The organism is Nonomuraea sp. LP-02 (genome assembly GCF_036289125.1).
Taxonomy (GTDB): Bacteria; Actinomycetota; Actinomycetes; order Streptosporangiales; family Streptosporangiaceae; genus Nonomuraea; species Nonomuraea bangladeshensis.
The window spans coordinates 5814508-5831362 of sequence record NZ_JAXCLK010000001.1 but is presented as its reverse complement, the minus strand read 5'-3'; the positions used below and the strand labels follow the sequence as shown (position 1 = coordinate 5831362).

The 16855-nt window shown below is 69.5% G+C and carries 20 protein-coding genes; 5 read left to right on the top strand and 15 right to left on the bottom strand.

Annotated elements, in window-relative coordinates:
- Window positions 1-178: 178 nt before the first annotated feature.
- The 4 genes from SMD20_RS27350 to SMD20_RS27335 are packed head-to-tail and all read right to left on the bottom strand — an operon-like array spanning window position 179 to window position 4045.
- Window positions 179-514: a hypothetical protein gene (locus SMD20_RS27350; RefSeq protein ID WP_329586383.1), complete on the bottom strand. Its 336-nt coding sequence runs from the start codon at window positions 512-514 to the stop codon at window positions 179-181.
- A gap of 34 nt (window positions 515-548) precedes the next feature.
- The gene (locus SMD20_RS27345) at window positions 549-1673 is read right to left on the bottom strand and encodes a hypothetical protein (RefSeq protein WP_329586381.1); all 1125 of its coding nucleotides are present in this window, start codon (window positions 1671-1673) and stop codon (window positions 549-551) included.
- Window positions 1674-1689: 16 nt separating this feature from the next.
- Entirely contained in the window at window positions 1690-2748 is a 1059-nt protein-coding gene (locus tag SMD20_RS27340; RefSeq protein WP_329586378.1) for a hypothetical protein, read from the bottom strand.
- Between the two features lie 40 nt (window positions 2749-2788).
- Window positions 2789-4045, bottom strand: coding sequence for a glutamate-cysteine ligase family protein (locus tag SMD20_RS27335; RefSeq protein WP_329586376.1), 1257 nt, complete (start codon window positions 4043-4045; stop codon window positions 2789-2791).
- Between the two features lie 154 nt (window positions 4046-4199).
- On the opposite strand from SMD20_RS27335, the gene SMD20_RS27330 reads away from it, so the two are divergent.
- Window positions 4200-5099 carry an alpha/beta fold hydrolase gene (locus SMD20_RS27330; protein WP_329586373.1) on the top strand — a complete coding sequence of 300 codons (900 nt, stop codon included), beginning with the start codon at window positions 4200-4202 and terminating at the stop codon, window positions 5097-5099.
- A gap of 338 nt (window positions 5100-5437) precedes the next feature.
- Here SMD20_RS27330 and SMD20_RS27325 read toward each other — a convergent pair whose 3' ends face one another.
- From SMD20_RS27325 to SMD20_RS27305, 5 genes are all read right to left on the bottom strand, one after another.
- The gene (locus SMD20_RS27325; protein ID WP_329586371.1) at window positions 5438-5677 is read right to left on the bottom strand and encodes a hypothetical protein; all 240 of its coding nucleotides are present in this window, start codon (window positions 5675-5677) and stop codon (window positions 5438-5440) included.
- Window positions 5678-5801: 124 nt separating this feature from the next.
- On the bottom strand, window positions 5802-6761 hold the full coding sequence (locus SMD20_RS27320; protein ID WP_329586368.1) for a serine hydrolase domain-containing protein: 960 nt from the start codon (window positions 6759-6761) through the stop codon (window positions 5802-5804).
- A gap of 235 nt (window positions 6762-6996) precedes the next feature.
- Entirely contained in the window at window positions 6997-8433 is a 1437-nt protein-coding gene (rox, locus tag SMD20_RS27315; RefSeq protein ID WP_329586366.1) for a rifampin monooxygenase, read from the bottom strand.
- A 166-nt stretch (window positions 8434-8599) separates the two neighbouring features.
- Window positions 8600-9448, bottom strand: coding sequence for an AraC family transcriptional regulator (locus tag SMD20_RS27310; RefSeq protein ID WP_329586363.1), 849 nt, complete (start codon window positions 9446-9448; stop codon window positions 8600-8602).
- 33 nt (window positions 9449-9481) lie between these two features.
- Window positions 9482-10123, bottom strand: coding sequence for a nucleotidyltransferase domain-containing protein (locus tag SMD20_RS27305; RefSeq protein WP_329586360.1), 642 nt, complete (start codon window positions 10121-10123; stop codon window positions 9482-9484).
- A gap of 121 nt (window positions 10124-10244) precedes the next feature.
- On the opposite strand from SMD20_RS27305, the gene SMD20_RS27300 reads away from it, so the two are divergent.
- On the top strand, window positions 10245-10736 hold the full coding sequence (locus SMD20_RS27300) for a 2'-5' RNA ligase family protein (protein WP_329586357.1): 492 nt from the start codon (window positions 10245-10247) through the stop codon (window positions 10734-10736).
- A 1-nt stretch (window position 10737) separates the two neighbouring features.
- Here the strand turns inward: SMD20_RS27300 and SMD20_RS27295 are convergent, their stop codons facing one another.
- A complete protein-coding gene (locus SMD20_RS27295) occupies window positions 10738-11787 on the bottom strand; it encodes an aldo/keto reductase (RefSeq protein ID WP_329586355.1) in 1050 nt (349 codons plus the stop codon).
- Window positions 11788-11836: 49 nt separating this feature from the next.
- On the opposite strand from SMD20_RS27295, the gene SMD20_RS27290 reads away from it, so the two are divergent.
- Window positions 11837-12256, top strand: coding sequence for a MerR family transcriptional regulator (locus SMD20_RS27290; protein ID WP_329586352.1), 420 nt, complete (start codon window positions 11837-11839; stop codon window positions 12254-12256).
- A gap of 10 nt (window positions 12257-12266) precedes the next feature.
- On the top strand, window positions 12267-13073 hold the full coding sequence (locus tag SMD20_RS27285) for a GNAT family N-acetyltransferase (protein ID WP_329586349.1): 807 nt from the start codon (window positions 12267-12269) through the stop codon (window positions 13071-13073).
- Window positions 13074-13081: 8 nt separating this feature from the next.
- On the opposite strand, the gene SMD20_RS27280 is transcribed toward SMD20_RS27285, so the two are convergent.
- The 4 genes from SMD20_RS27280 to SMD20_RS27265 are packed head-to-tail and all read right to left on the bottom strand — an operon-like array spanning window position 13082 to window position 15107.
- Window positions 13082-13414, bottom strand: coding sequence for a hypothetical protein (locus SMD20_RS27280; RefSeq protein WP_329586346.1), 333 nt, complete (start codon window positions 13412-13414; stop codon window positions 13082-13084).
- The gene (locus tag SMD20_RS27275) at window positions 13411-13713 is read right to left on the bottom strand and encodes an SCO4225 family membrane protein (RefSeq protein ID WP_329586344.1); all 303 of its coding nucleotides are present in this window, start codon (window positions 13711-13713) and stop codon (window positions 13411-13413) included. Before SMD20_RS27275 ends, SMD20_RS27280 begins: the two co-directional genes overlap by 4 nt.
- A 14-nt stretch (window positions 13714-13727) precedes the next feature.
- A complete protein-coding gene (locus tag SMD20_RS27270; protein WP_329586341.1) occupies window positions 13728-14135 on the bottom strand; it encodes a PPOX class F420-dependent oxidoreductase in 408 nt (135 codons plus the stop codon).
- An 18-nt stretch (window positions 14136-14153) separates the two neighbouring features.
- Window positions 14154-15107: a helix-turn-helix domain-containing protein gene (locus tag SMD20_RS27265; protein ID WP_329586338.1), complete on the bottom strand. Its 954-nt coding sequence runs from the start codon at window positions 15105-15107 to the stop codon at window positions 14154-14156.
- Window positions 15108-15208: 101 nt separating this feature from the next.
- On the opposite strand from SMD20_RS27265, the gene SMD20_RS27260 reads away from it, so the two are divergent.
- Window positions 15209-16240 (top strand): saccharopine dehydrogenase family protein, encoded by a 1032-nt coding sequence (locus tag SMD20_RS27260; protein WP_329586335.1) that lies wholly within the window; start codon window positions 15209-15211, stop codon window positions 16238-16240.
- 4 nt (window positions 16241-16244) lie between these two features.
- Here the strand turns inward: SMD20_RS27260 and SMD20_RS27255 are convergent, their stop codons facing one another.
- The gene (locus SMD20_RS27255; RefSeq protein ID WP_329586332.1) at window positions 16245-16784 is read right to left on the bottom strand and encodes an ATP-binding protein; all 540 of its coding nucleotides are present in this window, start codon (window positions 16782-16784) and stop codon (window positions 16245-16247) included.
- Window positions 16785-16855 lie beyond the last annotated feature (71 nt).

The window sequence follows — 16855 nt, the reverse complement described above, 5'->3', positions numbered from 1 at the left end:
CGCGGCCATGGGGCGACGGCCGAGCCCGGGAACATGATGGATCACAGCTCTGTGGGTCCCGCACGCCGATCCCCGCGTACGGACCTCGGAAGGGCGCCTACGCGGCATGGCCCTTTCTGATCGATGACATGATCCTGATGATCGCATACTGAGCGGGTCGACGGCGTCCGCCCTTGGTTCAGCGTCGAGACCGGTCGCGGATCGCCGCCTCGATGCGAAGGCCGACGCCCATCAGGGCGATCCCGATGAAGATGGTCACCCACAAAGGTGAGCTACTCGACGTGGTGTTCGCCTGGACGATGGCGAGCAGTACGCCGAGGACGATGGCGATGAGGCCCGCCAGCCCGATGATCTCCGGAGTTTCGCGGATGCTGTCGCCGCAGGCAATACGGTGAGCACAGGTGCCCGTCCCTCCGTGTGACAGCAGAAGATTGATAGCGGGCAGTGGGCGGCGTCCGCGACCAGGAGCGCGCTGCTGGGTTCGCAGACTGCTGCAACGACGCACCACCTCCATCGAGCAGGAACGGCCGGACCAGGTGGGCGTCAGGTCAGGAGAGGGAAGGGGACGCCACCAGCGTGGCCACCTCTTTGGCGATGAGCCTCTCGTTCAGCAGCTGGAAGTGGTCTTCACGGAGCAGATCGAATATCTCGCCCATGCTCTGCCGCCGGGCCCCCGCGACTATCTCGTTGAAATGCTGGTCGTAGTTGGCGGAGAAAACAACTTTCAACTTCGGGCACATCGCGTGCAAAGTGCCGACGCGTTGCAGGAAGCGCTCGCACTTCTCCTCGCCCTCCCAGTAGTCCCACCAGTCCTCGGCATGCCGTTGGATGTGCGCCAGATTCTTCTTGCTGATCTTGTGCAGGTACTCGGACATGTTCTGGAACTCGGTGATGTTCTGCGGAATGCGCGCGATCTCTATGAGCTCGGTGAAGGGGGCGGAGGGATTCATTGTCGCGAACGCCCCGGACACCACCATCGAGGAGTGGTTGATGTTGGGATCGAGGAGCACCATGGCGTACGTCCGAGGATTCCGCGTCGGATGGGTCTGCCAGAATTCTCCCAGACGAATGATCAGGTCTGCTCCGGTGGAGAATCCCACCAGAACCAGCTTCTTCTGCGGATACTTCCTGCGGAAATGATTCAGGGCGCCGTTGACGAGTTCGACATGGGTCTTCAGTCCGACCGGCCGATACCTCTCGTCCTTGGCCTCCTCGGCGTTGAACCCGAAGAGGGTGAGCGCAGCGGTGTGCTCCTGCGCGATGTTCATGTACGGCCTGAAGTCGTTCGCGTCGAGCCCCAGACCGGGCAGCAGGACGACCAGCGTGTTGGAATGCGTGACACGTTCCAGATAGCGCAACTCACGCCCGATCACCGTCTGATCGCCGGGCAGATCGTCCTCGAAATCGGCGACGCGTATGTCGAAGGACTGATTGATGACGCGCCGGTCCTGCCGCCTGTTCTGCTCCACCAGGCCGCGTGCGTACCACGTCGCGGCGCAAAGCCCCAGAATGCCGAGGACGGGCAGCGCTGGAGAGAACCACCCCATGCTCGCCCACAGCCAGTCGAGTGCCGTCCTGGCCTCGTCGCTGTAGATTCCGATGACGACGGCGAGGGTGCCGCCGACCGCACCGAGCAGCTTGTGGTGACGCCGGATCAGGCTGAGGAGCGTCACGTCCCTGCTCGCCTCCTCAGCCAATTCCTTCCTCCTGACGTCCGCCCATGACGATCGGGAGGTCGGTTTCCATCGTGACCGTTCCGATGAGATGGGCGTCGCTTGCGGCGGCCAGACGCAACTCCTCCGGCTCGCCGGCAAGCCGGCCACGCACACGACACCCCTGACGAAGGAGGCCGTGGCTGGGATTCATGGTGAGAAACAGCCCTGGAGAGGCGATGTTGTCCATCACACAGGCCTCTATCGCCTGCTGAACGCTGGTGTCGTACTGGAAGAGCACAAAATTGCAGGTGATGACGTTGAAGCGGTTGACGCGAATGAAATCGGCCAACCGCGGCAGATCCAGTATGTCGAGCTCGGCAGTCACCACCGTCCTGCCCTCCTCGGTCGTCATGTCGAAGGACCACAGCAGTTCTTCCAACCGCTCCTCGTAATACTCGGACGGTCCGTAACAGGAACGCAACCACTCCATGCTCGGCAGGGGCGGCGCGTCCGCGCCGACGCGTAAAGCCAGCGGTATGGTCCGATATTCAGGTGTGTACGGCTCCCATGCCAGGTCCTTGCTGAACCGATCGTAGACGGCCTTGTTGTTCAGCTGACGAGGCAGAATGCCCACCCCCGTCCCCAGGTCGAGGAATCTCACCTCGTCCAATCCGTGCTCGGCGGCGAACCCGCCGATGATCAGTTGCGGTACGAGGAACCGGCGGGCGCCGGTGAACGAGTTCGACCGGTCGCACATCTCCCTGGCCAGTTCCGCCCCGTGGCCCTCGACGAGATCGCGGAGGAGACGGAGTCGCGTGACGTCATCGACGCCGGCGCCGAACAGCGAGGTGTCCCGCTTTTCCCGTAGGGCTATTTGACGGACGGCGGCGCTTGTCAGGGTGATGAGGTGGGCGTCGCTGATGTGAGGCCGCGCGCTCCACACGGCCTCGAGTACGCGGGAGAATCCGGGGTGCCCTTCGACCAGCAACTCCCGAACGATCCGATGAAAGTGCGACCAGCCGTGATGACCCTGCTGGTGCTGCACGATGGCGGTGAGCGTGCGGTCGAAGGCTGCGCGCCGCTCCTGGAACATGTCGCTCCCTTCGGATCCAGGACGTATGAGGCGGCCTTGCTCACAGGGCGGTCGACCGCCCGGAGGCCGCGGCCGCCACAGGCAGGGGTTGCCGGCTGGGCATGTGGTCATCGGCGGGACATCGTCCGCGGAAGGTGTAGACCTCGGCGAACTTGTGCACGATCGGCCGTACCCATGCAGGCACCTCCATGCGCTCCAGTGCATCGATGACCACCGCCATGCAGCGCTGGGCGGCCTCCGCCAGACGGGGGTCTCCCATGGCGTCGCGGGCGGCTGTCATCCACGTCTCGCGCATGCTCGGCAGCGGCAGTGTCTCGGCGATCCTGCGCACCGCCCGGGAGGCATGCAGATCGTCGAGCAGCGCGCTCACCGTGACGACCGGCACGACCCAGTTGTCGCCCTCCTGCGCGTCGATCATGCGCAGTTCCAGATAGCCGCGTGGCCGCACGGGGGGTAGCACCGACCTGAGATGGTGGTCCAGGTCGTCGAGGCGAGCACGTCGCGGCCCCACCCCGCGTAGCCACTGCCGCATCGTGAGGCCAGAAGGTGGGGTCTCCAGAGCATGCGAACACGACTGGGCGATCCCGACGACCCGGGCGTCGAGTACGTAGTTCGCCCACGCCTCACGTGGATCTCCCACGAGGGGCAGCGGGCCCGTACGGGTCGGGTCGGTGCGGAAACGGAGCACCTGGCGCCTCGATCGTTCCGGTACGCCGAGATCCAGGGGCGAATTCGCGAACATCGCCGTGAACACAGGACCGAGGCTGTTGGCCAACCACCACCGGTATCTCCAACCCCGAGGGCTCGACGAATCATCGCCGGCGTCGACATTGACCTGGACCGATGCGGTGTTGTACATAACGACTCGGCCATAAGGTCCGAAATGGTCGTAATTGCGTTCCAAGGCGACAGTTCTCGGGATATGTACGACGCGAGTCGGCGTCCGGTGGTCAAGTCCGCGTCCCAGCAGAGTGAGGCCGGAGCGTACGGCTCCGCTGCGGAGAACCTCCAGGTCGCGTGTGGCCGCCTCCAGGCATTCGGCAAGCGAGTCGGCCGGGGCTGTGCTGAGTTCGAGCTGGCCGCCGGGCTCGAAAGTGACGTAACCACCCGATGGCAAAGGTCCGTCATCAATTCCGAGATATGCCTTGACGTCTGCGACATCCACGCGCGTATCGGGTGAATCATCACGTACGAGGAGCCACTCCAGCTCTATGCCCACCCGTCCCACCCGTCTGCTGGAGAAGGCCGTATTCCGAATCCATTCGATTGCGATGCGCTCTGTCAGCTGGCTGTTCACGCACCATCTCCCAGCGCCTACGCCTAGAACACGGCAGAGTTTGCAAGTGCATGCCGAATGCAAGTTGCCCCGTGTAGTCTATTAAGCAGTGGGCGTTCATGCTGTCCATAGTGATCTGAGCAGCGGTGTGACTGCCGTCGGTCCATGGAAACACATGAGCGAAAAAGTTGACGGTCAAGAGTGGCGGATGCCGCCGACATCACCATCGACCCTAGGGCGCAACATGACGATGAGCACCAAACTCCATACCAGGTCACAAATGGGGCGCCAGTCGGCCTATGTCGAGCGATCATCAAATTCCTCCTCCATAGTGATCTTCCTTCACGGCCTCGGTCTGGACGCCGGCGATTACTGCGACTACCTGCAGCGTCACGACGAACAGCACAGCATCGCCATCACTCTTCTCGGGTTCGAGGCGAAGTCATCTGTTTCGGCGGGCCCCATATCTCTGAGGGAGCACGTCGAAACAGTTTCGGATGTCATTGCGGAGATTCAAGGCAAGCATCCGGAGAAAAAGATCGTGCTCGCCGGATTCTCCCTCGGCGCCGACCTGATTCTGTGCCTTGCCGAGCATTGGAGGGAGAACAGGTCGGCGGCTCCTCGGATCAGGGCGGCCCTGCTGCTCGACCCGAACGTGAACCAGTCGACGATGACCATTTCGAAGGTGTTCGCCGAGGCGGATCCGAAAGATCCTCTGCCCGCGTTCGAAAAACTGATCAGTCAGGCCACCGATCAGGCCGTTCTGCAGGCGCTCCACTCATACGTCGGCAAGGTGCGCACAAAAGACTTCGTCCAGTTGTGGAGTCTCTCGCGGGACATGCTCGACTATTGGCACCCTGGTGGATATACCCAGATCGGCACACGACTGGCCGCTGCGGCCGCGGTCTCCGACACGGTGCGTGTGGTGCTGTCGTCCGGGTACAAGGTGCACCTGCCTGCCATGCGGGCGGCGGTTGCGGACGAGCCGCGGATCTCATTCTCACTTACGTCAATGGGGCACTTTGACCTCATTCACGAGGAGAACCTCGCTCCTGAGCTGGACCGTATCCGCTAGAAACGCCCGCCGGCAATGGCACGTCGCAGCCCTGCCACCTCGCGTGCCGCGCACGTCCGAGGAGAGCGCCGCCCTCGCCGCCACCATTCGGAATGCCCTGGACGCGTAGCTTCGGTGGTCAGTCAGGGGTGGCGGCGGGGTCGGCGAGGTACGAGACGTCGTACGTGCTGATGGTCCTGTCCTCGCCCGCGCTCGCCAGGACGCCGCCGTCCGGGCTGAAGCCAGGCCGCGGGCCGGCGCGGTGTGCCCGAGCAGGGACCGGCCGAGGGCCCGTCCGGTCGCCGGGTCGAACAGGCGGAGTCGACGGCTCTTCTGCGCCGGGGCGTTCGCGCTCAGGTTCAGGGCCGAGACCGGTCGCGGATTGCGGCCTCGATGCGAAGGCCGACGCCTATCAGGGCGATCCCGAGGAAGATGGTCACCCACAAAGGTGAGCTACTCGACGTGGTGTTCGCCTGGACGATGGCGAGCAGTACGCCGAGGACGATGGCGATGAGGCCCGCCAGCCCGATGGCCTCGGGGGTTTCGTGGCGGCGCCAGTCCGTCTTGGGATCTTGCGGATCGGTCACGGGCGTCAGCATCCCATACGATCATCAAGTTCAGACCGCCATGTGCAGCGGCTGTCGCACCGGGTGGGCGCGGGGTTCAAGGGGCTGCGGGAGGTCAGGCGCAGACGTACGCGCCGGTCGCCGTAGACAGGCGAAGTCACCAGGGGCGGCACGCTGAGTCGGTGACCTCATCGAGGAGGCCGTTGATGACCGGGACTCGGCGTTCGGTGTGGTCGTTGATCGCAATGACGGCCAAGCTCAGGTCCAGCTCCGGCACCCGGGCGTGCAGGGCGCGCAGTCCTGTCCAGCCTCCTCCGTGCCGATAGACGCGGTACCCGCCGTGTGATCGGACGCCGATGCCCCAGGCGTAGTCGAGTGGTGTCCCGTCATCAAGGTGTCCTGGGGTCTGCAGGAACGCCGAGATGCCGAGTTCGTCGGCGTTGAGCGCCTGGCCCCAGCACAGCAGATCGTTGAGGGTCGTCCATACCCCTCCGTCGCCCGAGGACAGCGGGGCGGGGTGCGGTCGGGCGAGCGGTGCGGCACCCGGGGGCGCAGGATCAGGTCCGGCCCAGTAGCGGGTGTCCGGCATCGCCAGCGGGACGAAGAGGTGGCGTCGCGCGAAATCGGGCAGCGGCAGGTCCGCCGCTCGTTCCACCGCTGCGGCAAGGCAGACGTATCCGGCGTTGGAATAGACGTGTGCGGTGCCCGGCGGATAGTCCAGGGCCGGGAACTGGGTGAGTGCTCGGATGATGCCCGAACTGGTCCGATCAGGGTCGCCGGAGATGATGGCGTCGATCTTGTGGTCGGCAGGGAGTCCTGCCGTGTGATGGATGAGGTGGCGCAGGCGGACAGTGCCGGCCCATGCCGGTAGTTGCGGCAACCAGTACGACAGAGGCGATTCCACGTCCAGTGCGCCCTGCTGGGCGAGCAGGGCTGCGCAGGCCGCGGTCATTTGCTTTGACAGTGATGCCGCGTAAGCGAGCGTCGTGGCGGTCACAGGTTCGCCGGTGGCAGTCAGCCCTCGGACGAGAGAAGAGGGAGGAACGCCGCGACGTTGCAGCCCGACCGCAAGCGGTTCGTCGCTGCGGTAACCGGCTTCAGAGAGGAGGGCTGTCATGCGCTGGTGCACCTGGGACACTGCGTGATCTTTTCAGTGCCTCTCGGCCCGCACCAGCGGGGAGAGCGCCAGCCGGAGTCCCGCTGACGCACGCCGCGCATCCCCGAACTGCTCCGTCAGCGATGGCCGACGTCGCGTACAAGCCCACCGGCCTGAACTGATCGTGGGCGCCTGGAACGCCTGCCGTCAGCTCAGGCCGGGACTTCATCGGTACGGACGCGGCGTCGCAGGCGGATCAGTCGGCGGGCTTGCCGAACCAGCGGGAGAGGTGGTCGTCCAGGTCCTGCTGGTCGTCGCCGATCCAGGCGACGTGGCCGTCGGGGCGGAGCAGGACGCACGGGACGTCCAGTTCCGCGGAGGGATCGGCGAGGTGATCGACCCGGTCCGACCAGTCGCCGGCGGTCAGGTGGCCGGTGCGGTCCAGCAGCAGGCCGCGGCCGCGGTGCAGCAGATCGTAGAGGTGGCCCTGCTTCACGGCGATGTCGGGCAGGCGGCGGCCGAGCAGGTCGGGGCCCGGGCCGAAGTCGTAGCGGATGCCGGTCGCGGTGATCTTCTCGGTCAGGTGGCGGTTCACCTCGTCGAAGTCCATCAGTTCGGTGAGCAGCCTGCGTACGGCCTGCGGGCCAGGCTCAGGGGACAGCAGTTCCGTCTGGGCGCGGGTGTTGTCCAGCACGTCCTCGGCGACCGGACGACGTTCGGCCTGGTAGGTGTCCAGCAGCGGGTCCGGCGCCCAGCCGCGGATCTGCGCGGCCAGTTTCCAGCCGAGGTTGACGGCGTCCTGAACGCCCAGGTTGAGGCCCTGTCCGCCGATGGGTGGGTGGATGTGTGCCGCGTCGCCGGCCAGCAGCACCCGCCCGGCCCGATAACGTTCGGCCAGCCGGGTGGCGTCCCCGAAGCGGGACAGCCAGCGCGGGGAGTGCACACCGAAGTCGGTTCCGGCGATGGCGCGCAACTGCTGCCGGAAGTCTTCGAGGGTGGGCGGTTGCGCGCGGTCGCTGACTTCCGCGGCGGGGACCAGGACGCTGTAGATCCTTTCGCCGAAGGGCCGGAGCCAGAAGTGTCGATGGGGGTCGCGGAGTTCGGCCGTCCTGGCGGCGATCTCCTCCTGTGGCACGCCCACTTCCATCTCGCCCATCAGCGTGTCGGACCGCGAGGGCTCGCCGGGGAAGCCGACGCCGAGCAGTTTGCGTACCGTGCTGCGCCCGCCGTCACAGCCGACGAGATAGCGCGTACGCAGCCGTTCGCCGTCGGCGAGCTCGACGGTCACGCCCTCGTCGTCCTGCGCGAGACCGGCGACCGCGCAGCCGCGCCGGACCTGCGTGCCCAGCTCGATCGCATGCTCTTCCAGCAGGCGTTCGACGACGGGCTGCGGGAGGCCCAGCAAGTAGGCGTACGCGGAATCAAGGCTCTTGGGCGCGGGTTTGGCGATGGCGGCGAAGACGCCGCCGGCCGGACGCCGTCTTCCGTGCGGGAGCAGGCGGTCCAGCAGTCCGCGCATCGCCATCAGCTCCAGACTGCGGGCGTGCAGGCTGACGATGCGTACGTACGACTTGGGCTCGGTCTCCTTCTCCAGAACGAGGACCCGTACGTCGTGCAGCCGCAGTTCGGCGGCCAGCATCGCGCCGGTCGGACCGCACCCGGCGATGATCACGTCGAAGTGGGGAACGTGCATAGGTGTTGCCTTTCGGGAGTGCCTTGGTTGGCTGGGCGCTCCCGGCGACACCTACGTCAATCGCCCGGCCGTGACGGGAAGGGGGAGCACCCACATCGATACAGCGTTCATGGGTCTCACCTCCTCGGGCGGCGTCACGGTCGACTGCAAGCTACAAGCCCGCGCGTCATCCCGTCCAACCCTTTTCCAGCCATGCGGAAGGAGGCCAGGTGACGTCGTCGATCGCGAGGAACGGCGAGCGCGCGACCGCCGTCGGCGTCATCCCGGCGAAGGCCATGACGTCCCTGTTCAGGTGGGACTGGTCGGCGTAGCCGCTCTCGGCCGCCACCGCAGCGGCCCGCTGCCCGGCGGCCAGGCGGTGGGCCGCGTGGTCGAAGCGAATGAGCTGGGCGACCCGTTTGGGTGTGAGGCCGATCTGGGCGCGGAAGCGGGACCACAGGCGCTTGCGGCTCCAGCCGGTCTCGGCGACCAGCCGTTCGACGCGTACCCGGCCTCGACCGGCCACCATCCGCCGCCAGGAGAAGGCCACCTCCGGGTCGACCACGCGGCGCGGGTCGGCCCTGCGGACGAGCGCGGTCTCCGCGATCGCGAAGCGTTCCCGCCAGGAGCGGGCCTCGCGCAGGCGTTCCTGGACCAGCAGGGCCTCGCGTCCCCACAGGTCGTCGAGCGCGGCCACCGTCCCGCCCAGCTCCGAGGACGCGCCCAGCACGGCGTGGGCGACGATCGGCGAGAGCCGTACCTGCAGGCACTCCGAGCTCCTGGCCAGCCCCCGCCCGCGGGCCCGGTCGGGCGCGAGCCCGGCGACGACGCGCTCCCGCTGCCGCGCGCCGCGGCCGTCCTCGACGACGAACGGCTCGTCACCGAGGTCGAACAGCAGGGTGACGGCGGGATGCGGCACGAGCGCGATGTCGGCGAGCTCGTTGGCCTGGTCGCTGAAGCCCGCCATCGTGACCCCGGGCAGGCCACCGGGACGCGACGGGAGCGTGATCGTCCATCGCGGTATGGTCGAGCCCACGTCGACATGGTACGAGCCGGCGCGCGGCCGCGGTCAGCCTCGCTTCAGCTTCGCCAGCCACGGATGCCTGGGGTGCACGAGCCGCAGCCACTCAGCGAGGACGTCCCGCCGTGCCCGGCTCAGCAGCGGCAGCACCCCGTCGAAGTCCGCCTGGTCCTTGGGCCGTACCGCCTTCGCCTTGAACAGCAGCACCAGCTCCGGCACCAGGTACGGGACCCCGTCCGCCGTCCGCTCGATGATCGCGTCGTACGGCAGCCGCAGCCGCTCGTCCCGCCGGCAGATCCACGTCCCGCCCTCGTGCGGCTCGCGGAAGACGTCCAGCAGGAACTGACCGGTCGCCGGATCCCGCAGCCAGGTCTGGTGTGTGGCCGCCAGCGCGTCGGCTCCCGCCTCCGGCCAGACCCGCCCCGAGCCCACCGCGTCGAACGGGAACTCGGGGAAGCGGGCACGGATCTCCGGGAATCCCGCCACGGGCACCGCGATCTCCAGGTCGCCGTGCGGTCGTGACCGTTCGCCGCGGAACAGGTCCAGCGCCCACCCCGCGGCGACGTACCAGGGCGCGCCGACCCCGTCCAACCGCTCCGCGACCTGGTGCGGGTGCCAGGCGTCCGCCCAGCGGGCGGCCAGTTCGCCCGCCTCGAACACAACGCCGCCGGGCGGCGGGGACGCGGTCATCGCCACAGCCTAGTGCCGTTTTAACTACTTGATCCGCTTTGGTGGTTCTTGTCATCATCCGGCCATGTCGGATGGTGCTTCAGAGCAGTACAGAGCGGGCGAGACAGCCCTGCTGGCTGTGGTGGAAGAGGCTGAGCCGCTGGTGGGGCAGTGGCGGCGGCGGTTCGACGCGGTGGCCGCAGCCGGGGTGCCCGCGCACGTGACCGTACTCGTGCCGTTCCTCGACATCGACCGTCTCGACGCCGCGGCGATGAACGACCTGAGAGCCCTGATCGGTGAGCACGAGCCGTTCACCGTCCGATTCGACAGGTGCGGGCGCTTTCCTGACGTGCTCTACCTCGCCCCGACGCCCGGCCGGCCCTTTCGCGCGCTGACCGAGGCCGTCGTGGCGCGGTGGCCGGAAGCGCCGCCCTACGGAGGGCGGTACACGGACATCGTCCCGCATCTGACCGTCGCCCACCGCCAGGAGGAACACGTGTACGACGAGGTGGAGGCCGTGCTGACTACGCGACTGCCTCTCACCGCGTCCGTCGCGTCGGTCGCCCTCTTCGTCTGCGACGGCGACCGGTGGCACCGGCGCGCCGAGTTCCCGCTGGCCGGGGCCGGGGTCTGAGTCAGTCGGCGGCGCGGTCGCCGAGCGGGCGGCGGCGCAGCGCGGGGTCGGTCAGGGGCGCGGGGTTCCAGAGGGCGACCGGCTGGTAGACGTTGGTGCCGGGCGGCACGAGCTCGTCGATCCGGTCGAGCACGGCGTCGTCGAGCACCAGCGAGCCGCCCTTCAGCAGGCCCTCCAGCTGCTCCATCGTACGGGGCCCCAGGATGACCGAGGTGACCGCCGGATGGGAGGCGGCGAAGGCGACGGCCAGCTCCGGCAGCGTGCGGCCGAGCTCGTCCGCCAGCTTCACCAGCCCCTCGACGACGTCCAGCTTGGCGGCGTTGACCGGGATCGACGGGTCGAACCGTTCGGGGGCGCGGGCGGCGCGGCCCCGCGACATGTCGATCTCCCGGCCCTTGCGGTAACGGCCGGTCAGGAACCCCCAGCCCAGCGGGCTGTAGGTGAGCACGCCCATGCCGAGCCGCTGCGCCGTGGGAAGGACGTCGCCCTCGATGCCGCGGGCCAGGATGTTGTACGGCGGCTGCTCCGTACGGAACCGGTACAGACCGCGCTGCCGGGCCACGTGGTAGGCCTCGACCGTCTCGTACGCGGGGAAGGCCGAGCTGCCGAAGGCCCGGATCTTGCCCTGGCGCACCAGGTCGGTCAGCGCGGAGAGGGTCTCCTCGATGTCCGTACGGTGGTCGGGGCGGTGGATCTGGTAGAGGTCGATCCAGTCGGTACGCAGCCGCTTGAGACTCGCCTCGACCGCGCGCGTGATCCAGCGCCGCGAGTTGCCGCCGCGGTTGGGCCCCTCTCCCATCGGGAAGTGCACCTTGGTCGCCAGCACCACGTCGTCCCGCCGGCCCTGAAGCGCCTTGCCCACGATCTCCTCCGACTCGCCCGCCGAGTACATGTCGGCGGTGTCGACGAAGTTGATGCCGTGGTCGAGCGCGGTGTGGATGACGCGGATGCTGTCGTCGTGGTCGGGGTTGCCGGCCGCGCCGAACATCATGGTGCCGAGGCAGTAGGTGCTGACCTCGATGCCGGTGCCGCCGAGGATGCGATATCTCATGGTTCCGAACCGTAGGATCTAGAGCGCACTCTAAGGCAAACTGAATGACATGTCGGGTTTGAGCATCGGCCAGGTCGCCGAACGCACCGGGCTCAGCGTGCACACCCTCCGGTTCTACGAGCGGGAGGGGCTGCTGGCCCAGCCGGTACGGCGAGGCGCCGCAGGACACCGCGTCTACGACGAGGACGACGTCGACTGGCTCGGCGTGTGCATCCGGCTGCGCGCCTCCGGCATGCCCCTGGCCGACATCCGGCGCTACACCGAGCTCGTCAGGGCGGGCCAGGGCAACGAGGTCGAACGACTTGAGGTGCTGCGCGAACACCGCGAACGCGTGCTCGCCCAGAGGCACGAGCTGGACGAGTGCCTCAAGCTGATCACCCACAAGGTCGGCATCTACGAGAGCCGGCTGGGCCTGCGGGGCCACGTACCGGATTGCGCGCCCCTGTCTCAGGAGACCAAGCCGGGCTAGGCTGCCGTCCATGTCTTCGCTCGTACGCCGCCGCCTGACCCCTGCGGAGACCGGCCCGGCGCTGCGGGCGCTGTCCGCGTGGACGCCCGCCGACGTGCCGGGCGGCGGCCTCCATCCCGGGGACGTGGGCTGGTATCTCCGCTTCGACGACGCGGCCGTCCTGCTCTGGCTCGACGACGGGGAGCCGGTGGCGGCCGGCTTTCTCGACGGTCCCGTGCTGCGCGTGACGGCCGCGCCCGGCGCCGACCTGGGGGCGCTCGCCGCCGACGCCGAGGAGGCGCTGGGGCCCGGCGACGACTGGTGCGACGGCCTGCCGATGCCCGGATGGGAGCTCGACGAGGACGCGCCGTGGCTGGTCATGTCGTGGACGCCGCGCCCGGTGCCGGAACATGGCGAGCAAGTCGGCGCGGACGACGCGGCCGATCGGGTGCTGGTGCAGCGGGCCGCGTTCGAGGGCTCGACGTTCACCGTCGAGCGGTGGCACGCGATGAAGCGGTCGCCGGCGGGCGAACTGGCCGTGGAGACGCTCGTGCGCACGCCCGCGGGGGAGCCCGCCGCCGCCGCGACCGGCTGGTTCGCCGGCGCGGGCAGGTGCGGGCTGCTTGAGCCGGTCGGCACCCACCCGGACCACCGCGGGCACGGCTACGGCCGCGACGCCGTGCTGGGCGCGTGCGCGGCCCTCGCCCGGCGCGGCGCGAGCGCGGTCGCCGTGGTGACACCGGCCGAGAACGAGGCCGCCGTGGCGCTGTACCGCTCGGCCGGCTTCGCCGTCGTACGCGAGCACCACGACCGCGTCCGGACCGGCCGACCAGCCTGACCGCAAGCTCAGCCGGTCTCCCGCCGGCCCGATGGCGAAGTCCGGAGCAGACCCCATCGCACCAGCCCCGCGAACAGCACCGGCAGCCCGATGGACCAGCAGAACATCATCGCCAGAGGTCCCTCGTTCGCGTGCCCGCCGTTGCCCCGGACCTCGGGCGCGAGCGCTGAGGCGACCACCGGGAGCAGCACCAGCGCGCCGCCCGCGATGGCCAGCGCCGCGCCGGCCGCGATCGACTGTCTCGGACGGTAGGGACGACCCGCCAGCACGGCGAGGGCCACGGCGCACAGCACGTCCCAGACCCGCTTGTCATGGTCGCCCGGCAGGGCGGCGAGCTTCATGCTTCCAGCGCCCGGCCCCGGGTGAAGCGCCACAGCACGTACGCCTGAAGCAACCCCACCACGGTGAGGATCACGATCAGCAGGACGGGCTCCCTGAGCGTTGGCGGGACCGCGTCCCAGGCCCACCACACGAGCGGCCCGAGGGGGAAGGTGACGGCCACGAGGGCGGCGGCGGTCAGCAGGATCGGGTCCTGGACGGTCAGCAGGATGACCACCGAGACGACGCCGAGCAGCGACACCAGCGCGGCGTACCCGCCGGAGAGGACCGCCGCCAGGCGGCCGTTACTGTAACGCCTCACCCCGCCACGCTAACTCAGGTCACCTGGCCCAGCACGCGCTGCGGGGTAAGGCGGATGACGACGCGGACGGCCTCCGGAGGGAGCCGGAGGTACTCCTCGCCGGCGCCCTCGCCCTCGTACCGCTCGGCCAGGGACACCGCCAGCCGCCGCCCTTCGTCCACGGTGACCGTGGCCGTGCCGCGGACCTCGACGTAACGGTCGGAGTCGGCGAGGTCGAAGACGCACAGGCTGGCGCGCGGGTCACGCTCCAGGTTGCGGGTCTTGCGCCGGCCGGCCTGGGAGGAGATGACGACGTCGTCGCCGTCGGTGCCGATCCAGACGACGGAGGTCTGCGGACTGCCGTCGGGGTTGACGGTGGCGAGGACGCCGACGTTGGGCGCGTCGAGGAGCCGCCGGGCGGCGTCGCTGAGCGGAACAGTCATGATCATCAGCGTACGCGGTCAGCCGGCGATCCGGCCGCTGCGGAAAGTGCGGCGGTAGGCGTCCGGCGGGACGCCGACCGTGCGGTTGAAGTGGCGGCGGAGCGTGGCCGCGGTGCCCATGCCGGTGGCCGCCGCGATGGCGTCCACGCTGTCGTCCGTGGTCTCCAGGAGCTCCTGGGCGCGCCGGATCCGCTGGGTGTGCAGCCACTGGAGCGGCGTGGTGCCGGTCATGGACTTGAAGTGGCGGCCGAGGTGGCGCGAGCTGAGGTTCGCCCGGCGGGCGAGGTCCTCCACGGTCAGCGGCTGGTCCAGGTGCTCGACGGTCCAGCCGAGCAGCTCGCCGAGCGGGTGGCCGTCCGGCTCGGGCACGGGGGTGGCGACGAACTGGGCCTGGCCGCCGGGCCGGTGCGGCGCGACGACCAGCCGCCGGGCGATCGCGTTGGCGACCGCCGAGCCGTGGTCGCGGCGGACGAGGTGCAGGCACAGGTCCAGGGCGGCGGCCTTGCCCGCGGCGGTGAGCACGCTGCCCTCGTCCACGTAGAGGACGTCGGCGTCCACCTCGATGCCGGGGTGGCGGGCGGCCAGCGCCTCGGCGTGCGCCCAGTGCGTGGTGGCCCGCCGCCCCTCCAGCAGCCCGGCGGCGGCCAGCACGAACGCGCCGGTGCAGAGCGAGGCCACCCGCGCGCCGGCGTCGTACGCGGCGCGGACGGCCGCGACGAGGTCGGCCGGCGGGTCCACGTCGACCTCGGCCCAGCCGGGGACGATCACGGTGTCGGCGCTCGCGAGCCGGTCGAGCCCGCAGTCGGGTTCGAGCAGGAAACGGCCGTCGGCGCGTACGGGTGCCGCGCCGCAGATCACGGGCTCGTACCAGTGGCTGACCGGCATCGGCGGCGCGCCGCTGAACAGCTCGTAGGCCAGGGCCAGCTCGAAGTGCAGGATCCCGTCGGCGACGGCTATCGCTACTGTGCTCACGTCCGGAATTGTACGCATCATGTCGTTTCGGACGCTCGTGCGGTGACCACCTGCCGCGCCACGATGTGGGGGTGAGGCTTTCCGGCGGCAAGGGAGTTGTAATGATCACGGTTTACGGCGCATATGGGCACACGGGCCGCTTCGTGGTGGCGGAGCTGCTGCGGCGCGGGCTCGTGCCCGTCCTCGCCGGGCGGGACGGCGGCAAGCTGCGGGACCTGGCCGCCGAGTACCCGGAGCTGGAGGTCCGTGAGGCGTCGGTGGACGACCCGGCGGCGCTGGACCGGGCGCTGGCCGGGGCCGACGCGGTGATCAACGCTGCCGGGCCGTTCGCCGACACCGCCGGCCCCGTGATCGAGGCGGCGTTGCGCGCCGGCGTTCCGTACGTGGACGTGGCGGCCGAGATCGAGGCGAACCTGGACACGTTCCAGCTGTTCGCCGAGCGGGCCAAGGAGGCGGGGGCCGTGGTCGTGCCCGCGATGGCCTTCTACGGCGGTCTTGGCGACCTGCTGGTCACGGCGGCCATGGGCGAGTGGCGGGAGGCGGACTCGGCGCACGTGGCGTACGGGCTGGACAGCTGGCACCCCACGGCCGGCACCCGTGACGCGGGCGCGGTCTCCCGGCGGCGGCGGGGCGGCCGGCGGGTGCGTTACGCGGGCGGGCGGCTGGAGTACCGCGACGACGCCGCGCCGACCGGCACGTGGTCGTTCCCCGAGCCCGCGGGCGAGCGCGACGTGATCGGCGAGTTCTCGATGGCCGACATCGTGACCGTGCCGAGCCACCTGGCGATCCCCGAGGTGTGCTCGTACATGACGGTCGAGGCGGCCAAGGACCTCTCCGGCGCCGACACGCCGGCCCCGGTCGCGGTGGACGAGCTCGGGCGCTCGGCGCAGTCGTTCGTCGTGGACGTACGGGTGCGCGCCGGCGCGGCCGAGCGGCGGGCCGTGGCCAGGGGGCAGGACATCTACGCCGTCAGCGCCCCGCTCGACGTGGAGGCCGTGCACCGGATCCTCACCGGGCGGACCAAGGCCGCCGGGGTGGCCTCGGCGGGGGAGATCTTCGACGCCGCGGACTTCCTGGCGGCGCTGGAGCCCCACATCGTGGTCGAGCTGGACCACGCCACCGCCGGCCGGTGACGGGTCAGGGCTGGCCGGCGGCGTCCTGGAAGCGGGAGCGCTCCGGGCCGTCCTCGGGGGAGTCGTCCGGGTCCGGCGCGTGGCGGTGCAGTCGCAGCAGGTGCCGCGGCGTCGGCGGCCGGGTGTCACGCGGGGGCGCGTCAGCGGCCGGCGCCGCGACGGGCGGGCAGGCCATGAAGAGCTCCAGCCGGGAGTGGCCTTCCGGATGGTCCAGCCGTACCTCGTCGCACACCTGGCGGATCACCCAGAGCCCCATCCCGTGGGTGGGCGGCCAGGGCGGCGAACGGTCCAGGTCGGCGGGCAGGAGCCGCCCGGCCGGATCGACGATCTGCACCCGTACGCCGTGATCCGTCCGCCACAGGTGGACCGAGCCGGTGCCGGCTCCGTGGTCGAGGACGTTGGTGACGGCTTCGTTGACCGCGAGCACCAGGTTCTGGAGCCGCTCACCCGCCAGCCCCGCCTCCTGGGCGAAGCCGCGCACGGCCTGGCGGATCCTGGCCAGGTCGGCGTCGATCGGCAGCGTCATGGCGGCCGGTCTGTCCATCCTTCCTCCGTCCTCGACGTCGGCGGAACGGCTGGCGACATGTGCCCGCGAGCAGCCCTCGGACGCCGTTC